The 15,014-nt window shown below is 45.0% G+C and carries 12 protein-coding genes; 10 read left to right on the forward strand and 2 right to left on the reverse strand.

What is annotated here, in order from left to right:
* Window positions 1–475: 475 nt before the first annotated feature.
* Together NE671_RS13865 and NE671_RS13870 are read right to left on the reverse strand one after the other, a co-directional pair.
* The gene (locus tag NE671_RS13865; protein WP_022426176.1) at window positions 476–964 is read right to left on the reverse strand and encodes a Gx transporter family protein; all 489 of its coding nucleotides are present in this window, start codon (window positions 962–964) and stop codon (window positions 476–478) included.
* Window positions 965–1,079: 115 nt separating this feature from the next.
* Complete coding sequence (locus NE671_RS13870; RefSeq protein ID WP_129974765.1) at window positions 1,080–1,454, reverse strand: NusG domain II-containing protein; 375 nt, start codon at window positions 1,452–1,454, stop codon at window positions 1,080–1,082.
* Between the two features lie 448 nt (window positions 1,455–1,902).
* On the opposite strand from NE671_RS13870, the gene NE671_RS13875 reads away from it, so the two are divergent.
* From NE671_RS13875 to panC, 10 genes are all read left to right on the forward strand, one after another.
* Window positions 1,903–2,505 (forward strand): FMN-binding protein, encoded by a 603-nt coding sequence (locus tag NE671_RS13875; protein ID WP_129974766.1) that lies wholly within the window; start codon window positions 1,903–1,905, stop codon window positions 2,503–2,505.
* Window positions 2,502–3,275, forward strand: coding sequence for a 4Fe-4S binding protein (locus NE671_RS13880; protein WP_173740529.1), 774 nt, complete (start codon window positions 2,502–2,504; stop codon window positions 3,273–3,275). The genes NE671_RS13875 and NE671_RS13880 overlap by 4 nt, the downstream gene beginning before the upstream one ends.
* A 3-nt stretch (window positions 3,276–3,278) precedes the next feature.
* Window positions 3,279–4,343, forward strand: coding sequence for an FAD:protein FMN transferase (locus NE671_RS13885; protein WP_129974767.1), 1,065 nt, complete (start codon window positions 3,279–3,281; stop codon window positions 4,341–4,343).
* A gap of 126 nt (window positions 4,344–4,469) precedes the next feature.
* Window positions 4,470–6,719 (forward strand): penicillin-binding Tp47 domain C-containing protein, encoded by a 2,250-nt coding sequence (locus tag NE671_RS13890; protein WP_173740530.1) that lies wholly within the window; start codon window positions 4,470–4,472, stop codon window positions 6,717–6,719.
* Between the two features lie 164 nt (window positions 6,720–6,883).
* Window positions 6,884–8,497: an FMN-binding protein gene (locus NE671_RS13895; protein WP_044962221.1), complete on the forward strand. Its 1,614-nt coding sequence runs from the start codon at window positions 6,884–6,886 to the stop codon at window positions 8,495–8,497.
* Window positions 8,498–8,843: 346 nt separating this feature from the next.
* Window positions 8,844–9,791: an L-lactate dehydrogenase gene (locus NE671_RS13900; protein WP_144095413.1), complete on the forward strand. Its 948-nt coding sequence runs from the start codon at window positions 8,844–8,846 to the stop codon at window positions 9,789–9,791.
* A 72-nt stretch (window positions 9,792–9,863) separates the two neighbouring features.
* On the forward strand, window positions 9,864–12,020 hold the full coding sequence (locus NE671_RS13905; RefSeq protein WP_015526225.1) for a Tex family protein: 2,157 nt from the start codon (window positions 9,864–9,866) through the stop codon (window positions 12,018–12,020).
* 284 nt (window positions 12,021–12,304) lie between these two features.
* Window positions 12,305–13,168, forward strand: coding sequence for a mechanosensitive ion channel family protein (locus NE671_RS13910; RefSeq protein WP_330604151.1), 864 nt, complete (start codon window positions 12,305–12,307; stop codon window positions 13,166–13,168).
* Window positions 13,169–13,679: 511 nt separating this feature from the next.
* Window positions 13,680–14,072, forward strand: a complete 393-nt coding sequence (gene panD / locus NE671_RS13915; protein WP_015526224.1) for an aspartate 1-decarboxylase — start codon at window positions 13,680–13,682, stop codon at window positions 14,070–14,072.
* A gap of 101 nt (window positions 14,073–14,173) precedes the next feature.
* Entirely contained in the window at window positions 14,174–15,013 is an 840-nt protein-coding gene (panC, locus tag NE671_RS13920; RefSeq protein ID WP_022426185.1) for a pantoate--beta-alanine ligase, read from the forward strand.
* Window position 15,014: the final 1 nt, after the last annotated feature.

The raw sequence follows: 15,014 nt of genomic DNA on the forward strand, positions 1-15,014 counted from the left end.
TTTTACCATACATTGCAATCTTTTGGAATACTATGTTCTAACTAAATGGCATTGGAGACGGCCTTCGCAACTATGAGTGCTTCCCCTTCTCGCAAATTACCCACTTTCAAAAAGTGAAAACTATAATCCAAAAAAATCAAACCATCCAATTTCCTCTCACTTTCAAAAAGTGAAAACTATAATTCAAAAAAATCAAACCATCCAATTTCCTCTCACTTCAAAAGGTGAAAACTACAATCCCAAAAAATCAAACTATCCAATTTATCTCACTTCAAAAAGTGAAAACTATAATCCAAAAAAATCAAACCATCCAATTTCCTCACACTTCAAAAAGTGAAAACTACAATCCCAAAAAATCAAACTACCCAATTTATCTCACTTCAAAAAGTGAAAACTATAATCTAAAAAATCAAACCACACAATTTCCCCTCACTTTAAAAAGTGAAAAACATAATCCAAAAAGCAAACCACATAATTATAGATTCAAAGGAAGTCGTCCCACAACCTCCTTTGTCAACCCACCTATGAGAATCCCCGCCAGGACTCCTGCTACCAGCAGTGCCGGTGCATAAACCATCAAACTCGTATTGCTCACCACGATCATGGCAACGATCAGCTGCCCGATATTATGTGTGACACCACCGGCCACACTGATACCGATCAGACTGAAGCCGGAATGTTTTTTCAAAAGATCCATCACAGTCAGGCTAAGCGCAGCGCCAGCCAGACTATACAAAATACTGAACAGATTTCCAAACATAAATCCGATCACCAGGATTCTGACAACGGACACGAGAGCCGCTTCTTTAAAGGAATATCGGTCCAGTATAAAAAGTACCGCCAGGTTTGCAAGCCCGAGCTTGATACCCGGAATTCCTGTAAATACAGGGACCAGAGACTCCACATATCCAAAAATGATCGCTACTGCGGCAAATAATCCGAGATAAGCTGTTTTTCGTTTCATAAATAAATCCTTTCATTTGTTGCAGGAATATCGTTGCAGAAACAGCACAGACAGAATACCGTCTGTCAGAGAAAACTCTACGGAGAACACGTATTACGCATATTCTCCGGAAATTTTATGTCACCGCATCAATTTTAGGCGAACTCTCCGAATCCAAATCCTCTGCAGTATTTTCCCCTTCTATCACAACCTTATTAGGAAGGCAGATGATGGAACCGCCGTGCTCGTCCACAGCCTTCTGTTTCATACAGTAATGATCCGGGCAGGTTGCTTCGATCATTGTAACTTTTCCATCTTTGATTTCGCAGACATTGGTGTCTCCGATGTGGATGATCTGGTCCTGGGAAAGCGAATAGGTTCCGAATTCTTTTCCGTCAACGGTAATACGGATCGTATTATGGGAACGTTTCCCCGCAATCTGAAAACCAAGCCAGAGAACCCCCGCCAGAATCAGGATCCCGGCAATAAAAATCAATTCTTTTTTCTTCAAAACAAATCTCCATTTCTGTTACAGATTCAGAAAAAATCATATCATAATCGAAATTAAAAGGCAAACATAAGTTAATGATATCTAACCATAATTCATACAGCTGTTCCCAACGGAAAGGGAGGAGTGGCGATGATTTTTCTTTTATAAAAGACATAAAACAGAAAAATTCATATTGGAAAAAGTTATAGACTGCTAACAAAAGTGTAGACAAGAAAAAAAACAGGTGATATAATACCTAACTGTAAGTTAGCATCGTCTAATTTTACAAAAAAGATTAATCAAAACTAATTTATGTATATGGATAAAAACTATATAATTTATCCAAAAGACAGTTATACGCAGATTACAGGACTGGATCGAGAGCATCTGACGTAGCAATATATGTTCGCATAGCGTGAGTCTGATGCAGCAATTTACAGAATTGTTAAAAATACAAGGGAGAAAAGAGATGAAAAATCAGAATTTTTATATGAGAGTGATCTCCTTACTGTTGGTGATCCTGGCTGTACTTTTTTATAACAGCAGCATGAAAGCCCAGGCAAATGAAAAAGAGATCGCGGCTCTGACAGATAAGGTAGATACACTTCAGGAGCAGCAGAATGAACTTCTCAGTGCGCTGGAGACGAGTTATGTAAATCGTATGCAGAATCAGGCAGCATCTGCAGGATCAGGCAGCAGTGATACAGATACAGCAGGCGATGACAAAACAACAGACACTTCAGACGGCAATGTATCCGATGCAGACGCAGAGGACACAGCAACCGCAGATTCCGATAATGTATATAAAGATGGAACCTATACAGGAGAAGCCGAGGGATACGGCGGGACCATTCAGGTGGAAGTGACACTTGTCGGTGATGAGATCACATCCATCAACGTAGTCAGCGCCCCAGGCGAGGACAGTGCATATCTTTCACAGGCAGAGAGCGTAATCGATTCCGTCCTGAGTGCTCAGAGTACAGATGTGGATACCGTATCCGGAGCAACGTTCAGCTCCACAGGAATCCTGAACGCAGTGGATGCGGCACTTGGAAAGGCGGAAAACTCATGAAAAAAAGACAGCGGGAGGTAAGGCTGATGCGTGCGGGAATACAGCTGGCATTTTTTATTGCCGCCCCGTCTCTGTTTTCTACAGCCTTTGCAGGTATCAAATCGATCTTTCTTGCCATTGCGGCCGGTCAGCCGGTGGAGTGGAATTCCTTTCTGACTGTAACGGCAGTGCTTCTGATCTTTACCTGCTTTTTCGGAAGACATTTCTGCGGATATGCGTGTGCATTCGGATCTTTCGGAGATGCCGTATATGAAGGCTTTTCCTGGATCCGGATGAAATGCTTTCACAAAAAAAAGAAACCGGTTCTTTCCGAAAAAATGGTTCACGGGCTTCAGAAAGTTAAATATATCGTACTGGCACTGATCCTGCTTTTCTGCCTTACAGGTGTATACGGAAAGCTTACGGGAACCAGCCCGTGGGATGTTTTTTCCATGCTCACGGCAGGACGGCTCCCGAACAGCAAATATCTGGTGGGAATTGTGTTCCTGGTGCTGATCATTGTGGGAATGTGTACACAGGAAAGGTTTTTCTGCCAGTTTCTCTGTCCCATGGGAGCGGTTTTTGCATTAATGCCAATCCTTCCGGGTGCACTGTTTCGGAGAACCAGTGAGAAATGTCCGCCGAAATGTGGTCTCTGTAAAAAAAGATGTCCGGCTCATCTGGATATCGACGGCGACACAGGCAGATCCGGCGAATGTCTTTGCTGCCACGCATGTGCCGCAGCATGCCCGAGAAAAAATATTCACATTGGAACAATTGAGGAAAAATGATCTATGAGATATCAGGCTCTGAAAAAGAAAACTTTTCTGGCAGCAGCTACATTTACAGGAATTGCGGTGTTGTTTCCTGTGCTGTGCATGGCTGCTTCGGAAAATGATGTACAGACATATACCGATACAGATTTTGCAATGGATACTGTGGTATCAGAAACACTCTATACCACAGGTGACGATATAAACAGTAAGCTGACAGCTGTGCTGACAGATGTGGAGACGAACCTTCTTTCCTGGACCAATGAGAAGTCCCAGATCTATAAGGTGAATGCAGACAGCGGAAAAGATACGGAGATTTCCGACGAGCTTTCCGGATACCTGAAACGTCTTCTGAAGATCGCAGAGGATTCTGACGGAGCCTTTGACCCAACCATCGGGAAGCTGATCCGCCTGTGGGATATTGGAGGGGAAAACCAGAAAATTCCGGAAGAAGCAGAAATTAAGAATGTTCTGAAGGATTCCGGATATCAGAAAATTTTTCTTGACGGAAATACGGTTCACATGGAAGAGGGCTGTTCTCTGGATCTTGGAGCAGCGGGAAAGGGTATTGGCTGTGACCTGATCCTTAAAGAACTGGAAACAAAGAAGGATGTAATAGCAGCACTTATGAATCTGGGAGGAAGCAGTGTCATGACCTACGGAAGCAAGCCGGATGGTTCTTCCTGGAATGTGGCAGTGACAGATCCCAGAGCTGAAAATGAGGATGACTATCTTGGTGTGGTTGCCTTAAATGGTACAGAATTTCTTTCCACATCTGGAGATTATGAGAAATATTTTATCGAAAATGCTGTAAGGTATCACCACATTATGGACCCGTCTACCGGCTATCCGGCAGAAAGCGGAGTGACCGGGGTAACGGTAGTCTGTGACTCAGGTCTGGAGGCAGATGCGCTTTCCACAGCATGTTTTGTGCTGGGGGTGGAAAAAGGGACACAGCTGTTGAAAGCTTACGGTGCAGACGGACTTTTTGTGGATGAAGACCATCATGTATATCTCACTGAGGGGATGAAGGAGCGGTTCAGCCTGCTTGCGGATTCCTATAGTGTGGAGGATATTGCAGAGTGAAGCTGATCTCCCGGCGATCCGGTTTATGATTGTTTGGCAGAGGGGAATGCTCATATCCGCAGTACTTGCGATAGTAAACCTGGAAAGGGTTCTATAAATATATCATATTTTTAGGAGGAATAAGCAATGCAGAAGTGGAATCTATTGAAAAAAACAGCTCCATGCATTTTAAGTCTTGCAGTGGCAGCAACAACCTTTCCGACCGCTGTAATGGCATCTGATCTTGATGCAGCCGTGGTTTCCGAGGCAGAGGCAGGAGATACGGAGGATTTTAGCACAGAGGAAACGGCAGAGGATACTGAAGCTGTAGCAGAAGAAGCTATAGAGGATGCTGCAGACATAACAGAAGAAGCAGCAGAGGATGCAGCAGTGCCAGAAGCTGCTGCAGACGAGACAGAGGATATCCAGCAGGAAGATACAGCAGAGGAAGCAGACCCGTTCTCTACAGGGGAAGAGGATTTCACAGAAGGCGATGAAGTGGCGGAAGCATTTTCCGATTCTGACCAGCTGACAGGCGAGTATCAGTACGTATATGCAGGACTTACCTGGGGTGAGTACTGGGCAGCAGAAGGCGTATATGCAGCTGGAGATACAAGCTCTTCAGAAGAGAAGGATTCACATAGTGAGTTTGATATAGGAGCTTTTGATACAGTAACAAGAGCGACTGCAAATCATGGACTTCACAGAGGAAGCTATCAGACAGAAGCTACGATCATTGCTGAAGACGGAACCAGATTCGACGTATCCTACTGGGAGGATAAAGGAAGCACACTTTATCTTACAGACGGTTCCAAGGTAAAATGGAACAGAGGCAGTATAACAACAGAAGATGGAAAAACCTATACGATGGATCATTATGAGATATATGGTCTGAAATATGTCCCGGTAGCAGTTAAGACCGCAGATTTTGCAGATTTCTGCAAAAAGTATAATGTTGTACAGGATGGAGCTGTGCTCTCCGGAGGATACAGTGAAAACAATCTCCAGTATTATAAAGGCCTTGTGGCAGACGTAAATGCACAGACAAATGGTCTGAAATATGCGGAGAAAAATGGTGACGGCTTTACATTTACAGCAAGAAAATCAGACGGAACAGCTTCCGGTATCAAGGATCAGGCGTTAAAAACAGCAACAGAGATCAAGCCGAGTGTAAAAGCAGCAAGCGGAAGCTACGGCGAATTTCTCCGTGTGGATCTCAATGGAAATTATGGCGATCTTGGTGCAAATATGCAGGCTGTACGCTGGGATTATTATGGAGATGATTCTACATATACGAAATGCCTCGCTTCTTATGGAACCAAGTTTGCCGCAGATAACTGGATGCATAAAGCAATGGGAATCCAGCTTGGACTTACAAAATCTGCACGCTGCAAGCTTCCGGGAGGAACAGACGGAACAGGATACTGGAAACTGACAGTGTATGCTCTTGGATATAATGACTATACCTACAGCTTCCAGGCAACTGCAGAGAATATCGTAAATCCTACAATGGAGCCGACTGATTTTACAAGTCTTAAAACGGAAGTGGAAGCTGCAAAAGCTCTGGCAGAGAAGGATTACACAATTGCAACCTGGAAGTCCTTTGCCGGTGAGCTTCAGGAAGCAAAAGACATTCTTGCAAAAACAGATGCAAGTCAGGCTGAGGTAAATGAAGCACTTGAACATCTTCAGGGAGCAGAGAAAGAGCTTCAGAAGGTAACAGTTACACTTGATAAGACAGCAGCAGCTGTATATACAGGAAAAACAACGACTCTTAAGGCAACAACAAATGACAGCGATGCAACAGTGACATTTAAGTCCGGTAACACAAAGGTTGCAACGGTAAGCAGCAAGGGTGTTGTTAAAGGTGTAAAAGCAGGAACAGCAGTTATCACAGCAAAAGTCGGAAATGCCACAGCAACCTGCAAAGTAACAGTAAAAGCTTCCACAATTAAATTCGCAAAGGCTTCCGTAACGATCTACAAAGGAAAAACAGCAACTGTAAAAGCAACTGCAACACCATCTGCAACTGTAAACTACACAAGCAGCAACACAAAGGTTGCAACCGTAAACAGCAAAACAGGTGTTATAAAAGGAATCAAAGCAGGAACCGTTACGATTACAGCAAAGGCAGGAACTCTGAAGACAACCTGCAAGGTAGTTATCAAGAATCCTGCATTCAGCCTTGTAAAATCCTCTGCAACGATCAAGAAAGGTAAAACAACAACCATCAGATCCAAAGCAGCACCTGCAGGCAAGATTACATATACAAGCAGCAATAAAAAAGTTGCAGCTGTAAACAGCAAGGGTGTTGTAAAGGGAATCAAAAAAGGTAAAGCAACAATCACAGTGAAATGCAACGGAATTACAAAGAAATTTGTGGTAACTGTTAAATAATGCAACTGTTTAGCAAAGAGTAAGAACAACCTCTGCCGCAGACCCTTTTATGTCTGCGGCAGAGGTCTGCTCATTTCTACAGCAATCCGGAAAATCACCTGGAATGCGATACAGAGCATATGCCTGACGGGAAGCCGCATAGAAAGAGGGGAGAACAAGTATCCATGGAAAAAGAGTTAAAAGATAAAAAACCAGCCGAAAATGGCACACCCAAGGTGCCCTGGACGAAAATGATCCCTGCAGCAGCTGTGATTGCGGCGCTTGCGTTTTCGGGCATAAAGGCGAAGGGATCCGAGGAATCAACGGAAGCAGTACAGAAAGCAGAGACAACCGTGATGTCTGCTTCGGAGTTGGAAAAATATCTCGGATATGAAGAAGGAAATACTGTTTCTGACAGCACATCTGCCTCAGATAAGAAAAACAGTACATCAAAGAAAAGCTCATCAAAGAAAAGTGCGAAAAAAACAGCAGCAAAAAAAAGTTCTGGTACGAGAACGGTTTCAGAATCAGCAAAAAGCAATGTCGGTGCGGCAGGACAGGGTTCTACCCAGACCCCGGTAGCGGCAGTTCCGGCCAATGGCTATAAAGATGGAGTATATGAAGGATCTGGAACCGGATTCGGTGGTACGATCCGTGTACAGGTAACAGTCAGCGGAGGAAAGATCGCAGCCATTGATATTCTGGAGGCATCTGGAGAAACTGCGTCGTATTTTGCGTCAGCTCAGGGTGTGATCAGCAGGATGATTGCCGGAAATACACCGAATGTAGATGCAGTAAGTGGAGCAACCTATTCCTCCAACGGAATCATCCAGGCAGTTCAGAATGCCCTCTCCCAGGCAGCGGCAGATGGAAACAGCCAGCAGGTCACCCCTACACCTGCGGCAACTGCTTTACCAACTCCGACATCAGCTCCGTCACCTACAAAAAAACCATCCAAAAAACCATCTCCTACAAAGAAACCGGAAGATCCGGACAGTCCCAAAAAATATCTGGACGGTAAATATACAGCTTCGGCAAAGGGCTTCAATGGAGATGTGAAAGTAACTGTGACCATCAAGGATGGAGTGATCGAAGCTCTGAAACAGGAAAATACGGACACGGAGCAGTTTTTTGAAAAAGCATGGAGCATGCTGGAAGAACAGATCATTGGCACGGATTCTGTGGATGATATTGATGCAGTAAGCGGAGCCACCTATTCCTCCAACGGAATTCTGAACGCTGTAAAAAAAGCTCTCAAAGAAGCGGTCAATCCGGAGTATGGAAAGAAACCTACACCAACTCCAACAAAGAAACCGACACCAAAGCCAACAGCCACACCGAAACCCACGGCAACGCCGAAACTGACAGCCACACCGAAGCCAACAGAGACACCGGCAGCAACCCCGACGCCGGAGCCGGAAGATCCGGATGTGACGCCGGTTCCGGAGGAGCCTAATGTAACTCCAACACCAGGAACAAATGAGCCGGATGCGACACCGGAGCCAACGGAAGCACCGGAACCGGTGGGAATGTACAGAGATGGAACGTATACGGGATCAGCTTTTGGATATGGAGGAAAAACATATCTGACAATTACGATCTCAGGAGGCCAGATCGCATCCATTGAGCAGACCAATCAGGATACACCGGAATTTTTTGATCCTGCATGGAGCACGATCTATTCTCAGATCATGGCAAACCAGTCGGCAGATGGCATCGATACCGTCAGCGGAGCAACATATTCATCCGAGGGTATCATAGACGCTGCACAAAAGGCCCTTGCCCAGGCGAAGAATTAACCGGGTGAACAGTGGGCAGCTATAAACATTTGATTTTAAGCCAATAAATAAGATGTGAAAGAAACCTCTGGACTTCTTGATTTTCTTGAAGTTCAGAGGTTTTTTACTATGGTTCTGAAATTGTTTTCATAAATCGATAAAAAAATAACAGGTATGTATACAGAATAATAGGAGAAATATCAGAAAATATAAGTGGTTTAAATGATTTAAAAAGTAAATTAGAGGGATTTAACCTGAGAAATACAATAAAATTTTTGTTGCACAGGGCAATATTTTATGTTATGTTTGAATGTGTGTAATTAAAGTTGTTATTAAAATGACAAACAATGCTGAAAGGAGAACAAATATGAGCAGTAAAATTACGATCATCGGAGCAGGAAGTGTAGGAGCAACTATCGCTTATACCTTATCACAGAGGAGTATTGCATCAGAGATCGTTCTGATCGATATTAACAAAGATAAGGCTGAAGGTGAGGTTATGGATATTGAGCAGGGAACCAGTTTCCGTGAGCCGATCTCCATCGTGGCAGGAGATTACCCGGATGCTGCAGATTCTGACATTGTGATCATCACTTCCGGTATTGCCAGAAAACCGGGACAGACTCGCATCGAGCTGACACAGACCAACGTCAACATTATGAAGAGTATTACTCCGGAGATCGTAAAGGTGGCTCCCAAAGCGCTTTATATTATCGTAAGTAATCCATGTGATATTATGACTTATGCATTTGCAAAGCTTTCCGGACTGCCGGAAAATCAGATCCTTGGTTCCGGAACCGCCCTGGATACGGCCCGTCTCCGCTGCAGACTTTCTCAGCACTACGGTGTATCTGAGAAAAACATCCACGCCTATGTATTCGGAGAGCATGGAGATACTTCCTTTGTACCGTGGTCCAGAGCCTTTGTTGCAGGTGCGACCCTTGATGAGTTTGACAAGATCGTTCATGAGGATCAGAAAGATCTGCAGCCACTTGACAGAGAAGAGGTTCTGGAGTATGTTCATACTTCAGGATCAACTGTGATCGCCAAGAAGGGTGCTACATTTTATGCGGTAGCCGTATCTGTTTGCAGACTTTGCTCGCTTCTTCTTGCAGCATCTGATACAATAGTCAGTGTATCAACCATGCTTCACGGAGAGTACGGTGTTGAAGACGTATGTCTTAGTACCATGGCTTCTATCGGACCGGAAGGTGTAAAACGTATCGTTCGTGTTCCGCTGACCGAGGAGGAGACAGAGAAGCTTCATGCAAGCGCCAATGCTCTGAAGGACGTGATCGCACAGATTGATCTTTGATAAATGTCAGAAGCTGTGTAAAAAGGAAAAAGCAGCCTCAGGCAAATTTGAAACAACGGGAGAAAGATAAAAATGGATATTATTCAGGTAATTACCAGAGAATTGAACGTTGAGAAATGGCAGGTCGAGGCAGCGGTTAAGCTGATCGATGAAGGCTGCACCATTCCTTTTATTTCCAGATACCGTAAGGAAGCAACCGGTACACTGAACGACGAACAGCTTCGTAATCTTAATGAGAGACTTACTTATTTAAGAAATCTTGAGGATAAAAAGGCTCAGGTTCTGGGCAGCATCGAGGAGCAGGGCAAGCTGACTCCGGAGCTGAAGAAACAGATCGAGGCAGCGCAGACACTCGTTGTGGTAGAGGATCTTTACCGTCCGTACCGCCCGAAGCGCCGTACACGTGCCATCATCGCCAGGGAAAAAGGTCTGGGACCGCTGGCCGACATCATCCTTCTCCAGATGACGAAGAAACCTCTTGAAGAAGAGGCAAAAGCATTTCTTTCTGAGGAAAAAGAAGTTAAAACTGTGGAAGAGGCCATCAGCGGTGCCAGAGATATCATTGCAGAACACATTTCTGATGAAGCAGATTATCGTATCAGTATCCGTAAGAGAACAATGGATAAGGGAACTATATGTTCCACCGCAAGAGATGAGAAGGAGCAGTCTGTATACGAGATGTATTATGACTTTGAGGAGCCGGTGAAAAAGCTTGCAGGTCATCGTGTCCTTGCTCTGAACCGTGGTGAGAAAGAGAAATTCCTTACTGTGAAGATCCTTGCACCTGAGGAAGAGATCATCCGTTATCTTGAAAAACAGGTGATCGTCCGCGATAATCCATACACTACACCGGTTCTGAAAGAAGCCATTGAGGACAGCTATAAACGTCTCATCGGACCGGCTATTGAGCGTGAGATCCGAAGCGCCCTTACAGAGGCAGCAGAGGACGGTGCCATCCATGTCTTTGGCAAAAATCTGGAGCAGCTTCTCATGCAGCCTCCAATTGCAGGACAGGTAGTTCTTGGCTGGGACCCTGCCTTCCGTACCGGATGCAAGCTGGCAGTGGTAGATCCTACCGGAAAGGTTCTGGATACCACAGTTATTTATCCCACAGCACCAACCAATGAGACCAAGATCCGTGCCGCAAAGGAAACCCTGAAAAAGCTTATCAGCAAATATCATGTGACACTGATCTCTGTAGGAAACGGAACGGCATCCAGAGAATCCGAGCAGATCATCGTGGAGCTTCTTAAGGAAATCCCGGAAAAGGTCCAGTATGTTATCACCAACGAGGCAGGTGCTTCTGTATATTCCGCAAGCAAGCTTGCCACGGAAGAATTCCCGAATTTCGATGTTGGACAGAGAAGCGCCGCATCCATCGCAAGACGTGTACAGGATCCGCTTGCAGAGCTTGTAAAGATCGATCCGAAATCCATCGGTGTCGGTCAGTATCAGCATGATATGAACCAGAAAAAGCTGGGAGAAGCCCTTAACGGCGTTGTGGAAGATTGTGTAAACAAGGTCGGAGTGGATCTGAATACTGCGTCTGCATCCCTTCTGGAGTATATTTCCGGAATTAGCAAGGCCATCGCAAAGAATATTGTAGCCTACCGTGAGGAAAACGGCCGTTTCCAGACAAGAAGAGAACTTCTTAAGGTTGCCAAGCTTGGTCCGAAAGCCTTTGAGCAGTGTGCAGGTTTCACACGGATCACAGGAGGCAAAAATCCTCTGGACGCAACCAGTGTCCATCCGGAAAGCTATGACGCAGCAAAAAAACTCCTGGAAAAGCTGGGCTACACACCGGAAGATGTGGCAGAGCGTAAGCTTACCGGTATTTCCGGGCAGATCCGCGATTACGGAAAACTGGCAAAGGAGCTGGAGATCGGAGAGCCAACCTTACGTGATATCGTAAAGGAACTGGAAAAACCTGCCAGAGATCCACGTGACGAGATGCCGAAACCGATCCTCCGTACCGATGTCCTGGATATGAAGGACCTGAAAGAAGGCATGGTCCTCAAGGGAACTGTCCGCAATGTTATTGACTTCGGTGCTTTTGTGGATATCGGTGTGCATCAGGATGGCCTGGTCCATATTTCCGAGATGAGCGAGAAATTCATCAAACATCCGCTGGAAGCAGTCAGTGTGGGAGATATCGTGGATGTCCGTGTTCTTGGTGTTGATATGAAGAAAAAACGGATCAGCCTTTCCATGAAGGGAATCAGTAAATAAAGAGAAAAACTGAGTAAAGAGAAGCAGGCAAGTATATTCTGCAGCATTCTGCGGCGGATTACCGGACAGATATACAATAAAGCTATAACAGAAATACAGCAGTGGTTTATACCCTATACTTTATAGAACCGGAGAAATCAGGTTTACAGGGAAAAACCACTGCTGTATTATTATATTACCAGATGCGGATTATAGGAAATGCTTATATCAGAAATAAGCTTTGAAGCTCATAGATCGATCCGCATATGTATATCGAATGATCGATCAGACAGGAGGGATTATATTTGGATAGTACTGTACAGACCGTGCAGGAGGTCGGAAATCAGGTAAGCCAGTACAGGCAGATGTTTGAAAATTATCTGCCGGACATCACGAAATTCGGAATCAAGGTTGTTCTGGCTATTGTTGCTTTCTGGGTAGGAAGCACGGTAATTAAATGGATCGTAAAGTTTGTGAGGAAATCACTGACAAAATCCAGGCTGGATACAGGAGTGGCACAGTTTATGTCCTCACTGGTCAAGATCGTACTTTACATACTCCTGATCTTTAACATATCCACAAGCTTTGGAGTAAAGGAATCATCTCTGGCAGCACTTCTCGGAACTGCAGGTGTTACTATGGGTCTTGCCCTCCAGGGCGGACTTGCCAACCTGGCAGGAGGTATGATGCTTCTTCTGTTCAAGCCTTTCCAGGTAGGGGATTACATCATCGTTAACGGACAGGACGGAAGCGAGGGAACGGTAGCCAAGGTCGAGATCTGTTATACAACGTTGTTATCCATTGATAACAAGCACATCGTGATCCCGAACGGTACTCTTTCCAATGTGACCATCACCAACGTAACAGCGAGGGATCAGCGAAGGCTGGAGATCAAAGTGGGGATCTCTTACAATGCAGATATCCAGAAGGCCAAGGATATCCTGGAAGATATCCTCACCGAGGATCCGGATACAAGAGAAGACGAAGAGATGGTGGTATTCGTAGACGAGCTGGCAGAAAGCTCTGTGATCATGGGCTTTCGTGTCTGGGTAGATACCGACCGCTACTGGGCAGCCAGATGGAGATTGAACCAGAGGATCAAGGAAGATTTTGATTATTATGGAATTGAGATTCCTTATAATCAGCTGGATGTGCATATCCATAAATAATGTGCATAAAGGAAGAAAGCTAAAGCCCTTTCACATGGCAGAGAAATTGCTGTGTGGGAGGGTTTTTTGGTGAAAGTAACTGGTTTTGAGATTATTACTGCCATTCACGATAATAGAGAATATGAAAATTATTGACAAACCAGTGTCGGGGTGCAATAATACCCCACAGAGATAGTATTTGGACTCAAAACTATACTCTGGCTGAAATCACTGGAATCTTATATAAAAATAGCCACCGGAACCCGGGATCGGGAACGGACGGATATATGAAAATTATAAAAGATACGAGCCTGTATCGATGATAACGAAGGCGTTACAACAGTTATGGGAATTTTGAGCAACTGTTGAAGAGCATGCTTTTCGTGTATAAAAAACAGGACTCAATATACAGGGAATCAATCAGAAGCGTTTCAGGGTCGAAGTGTACCCCGAGACGCTTTTTTATTAAATACAGAAGCGGATGCTTTTATCCACTTGAAAATTATTCCCTGCAGGAAAGGACTTATATAAGATGACAATAGAGATGTTAAAAGGAAAGATCCACAGAGCAACCGTTGTCCAGGCGGAACTGGATTATGTAGGAAGTATCACTGTGGATGAGGAACTGCTGGAAGCTGCCGGGATACTGGAATATGAGAAGGTTCAGATCGTAGATGTGAACAACGGCAGCCGTTTCGAGACATACACCATTTGCGGAGAACGCGGAAGCGGTATGATCTGCCTGAACGGAGCAGCAGCAAGATGTGTAAGCACCGGTGACAAGATCATCATTATGGCTTACGCACAGTACGAGCAGGAAGAAGCCCGTACTCACAAGCCTGCAGTTGTATTTGTAGATGAAGAGAACAGGATCAGCAGAGTGACCAATTATGAGAAACACGGACTGCTGAAGGATATGGCCTGACGCAGATCAGGAAGATAATAAGACGAAGGTGAATTCAGAAAAGAGGCTATCTCGAATCTATTAAGAAAACCGGTTTCAGAACCGGAAAAGAGGAGAGCACAATGCAGGTAACAAAAACAGTAGAAGAAACAAGAAAACAGATCAAAGCGTGGAAAAAAGAAGGAAAAACAGTAGGCCTTGTGCCAACCATGGGATTTCTCCATGAGGGACACGCAAGCCTGATCAAAAAATGCAGAGAGCAGAATGATATCGTAGTGGTATCCGATTTCGTCAATCCTACACAGTTCGGTCCTACCGAGGATCTGGAAGCCTACCCGAGAGACTTTGAGCGTGACAGCAAACTCTGCGAAAGCCTGGGAGCAGACCTGATCTTCTGCCCGGAGCCTTCCGAGATGTATCATGATCCCCACGCATTTGTAAGTATAGATACTCTGTCAGAGACACTTTGCGGAAAAACACGTCCGATCCATTTCAAAGGTGTGTGTACCGTTGTGACCAAGCTGTTCCACATTGTGGCACCGGACAGAGCATATTTCGGACAGAAAGACGCACAGCAGCTGGCCATCATCCGCAAGATGGTGCGTGATCTGAACTTCGATATTGAGATCGTAGGCTGTCCGATCATCCGTGAGGAGGACGGACTTGCAAAATCCTCCAGAAATACATACTTAAGCCCTGAAGAGAGAAAAGCAGCTCTTTGCCTGTCAAAGGCAGTAAAAGCCGGACAGGAAGCCATTCACGCAGGAATCCCGGCAGAAGAGCTTCTCGGAAAAATGCGAGCAGTGATCGAAGCAGAGCCTCTGGCAAAGATTGATTATGTATCCATGGTAGATGCACTTACCATGCAGCCGGTGGAAAAAGCTGACCGCAGCGTTCTTGTAGCAATGGCTGTTTACATCGGAAAAACAAGACTGATCGACAACTTCAGCTACGAGGTGTAAT

The organism is Blautia sp. DFI.9.10 (genome assembly GCF_024461705.1).
In the GTDB taxonomy this organism is placed as follows: domain Bacteria; phylum Bacillota; class Clostridia; order Lachnospirales; family Lachnospiraceae; genus Blautia_A; species Blautia_A fusiformis.